Source organism: Cupriavidus sp. WS (genome assembly GCF_000395345.1).
GTDB lineage: Bacteria > Pseudomonadota > Gammaproteobacteria > Burkholderiales > Burkholderiaceae > Cupriavidus > Cupriavidus basilensis_B.
Genome location: NZ_AQPL01000719.1, coordinates 1 through 986 on the forward strand (window position 1 = coordinate 1; position 986 = coordinate 986).

2 protein-coding genes and 1 pseudogene are annotated in these 986 nt (G+C 64.5%); all 3 read right to left on the reverse strand.

Annotated features, from left to right (window positions below):
• The coding region (locus K206_RS0136820) for a hypothetical protein (RefSeq protein ID WP_020207186.1) at window positions 1-430 on the reverse strand (430 nt) is incomplete at its 3' end.
• A 76-nt stretch (window positions 431-506) separates the two neighbouring features.
• Entirely contained in the window at window positions 507-767 is a 261-nt protein-coding gene (locus K206_RS0136825) for a hypothetical protein (RefSeq protein WP_011489294.1), read from the reverse strand.
• A 16-nt stretch (window positions 768-783) separates the two neighbouring features.
• A pseudogene (locus tag K206_RS42470) lies at window positions 784-986 on the reverse strand (hypothetical protein); the annotation flags it as partial.

The window sequence follows — 986 nt, forward strand, 5'->3', positions numbered from 1 at the left end:
ACGGGCAGGTGTCCCGCACCAGCGTCCACATGCGGTCAAGCCGGTGGGCGTTGCCGCGTGGCAGCAGTGCGAGCGCGCTGGCGTTGGCCTTGTCGGGCTTCACGCAGCGGCGATCGAACAGCCACACGTTGGAGAGCGATCCGAACAGCGTTCGTCGGTAGGCGCGAGTCATGCGCTTTTCCAGACGATCGACGTTGCCGATGAACACCGGGACGCTGCCGCCCTGGTCGGTGATGACGTGGAACTGGTCCAGTCCCTGCTCGTCGCGCCCGAGGGTCAGGCGAGCGAGGAACTGCTGGACGGCGGTGTCCCGCGCCCAGATCGAGAGGAAGACGAGGTTGCCTTGGTCATCGCCGACGCAAGCGTCGGCCATCACGTCGGGGCATTCGTCGATGCGGTAAAGCGTGGTGGAAGAAGTGTCTGCGGGCATGGTGGTGTCCTCGGATGAACGGGAACAGCACCGCCCGCTGGGGCAAGTACTGCCCCAAGGGGTGGAAGAAAACCGCTCAGTCCGGCTCGAACTGCCGGGTGTGCGGGTTGAAGTGAAGTGCCTTGTCCACCGCGGTAATCGGCGTGAAGCCGTCCAGGTAGATGTTGTTGAGGTACTGGTCGCGGTAGGTCAGTGCCCGCCGCGCCTGATCCTCGGTGAGGCCGTCGCTGATGAAGTACGCCAGCATTTCCTCGTCGGAAGAAACTTCGTCGTTGGACAGACTCCCTTCGACGAGCTTCAACAACGCGGGCGGGAGCGCAGCCAGGATCGGGTCCATGTCGGTTCCTCCTGGCTCAGACCAACAGCGCTGCGGCGGGTGCCGTGGAAGCCGTCGGTGTGCGCCGCCGCGCGTGGTGGGCGCGAACGCCTGCACGCCATTCGGCGGACTGCTCCGGTGCGAGATCCAGATAAGACAGCGGGCACGAGTAGTAGTACGGGTGCATGGACTCTTCCAGTGGCTTGTAACCCCACTGGCTTCCGCCGCGTTCAAGCAGAT

Bases quoted from the DNA above. Each gene is read 5' to 3' on its own strand.
- K206_RS0136825 (WP_011489294.1), bottom strand. From the start codon at position 767: ATGGACCCGATCCTGGCTGCGCTCCCGCCCGCGTTGTTGAAGCTCGTC.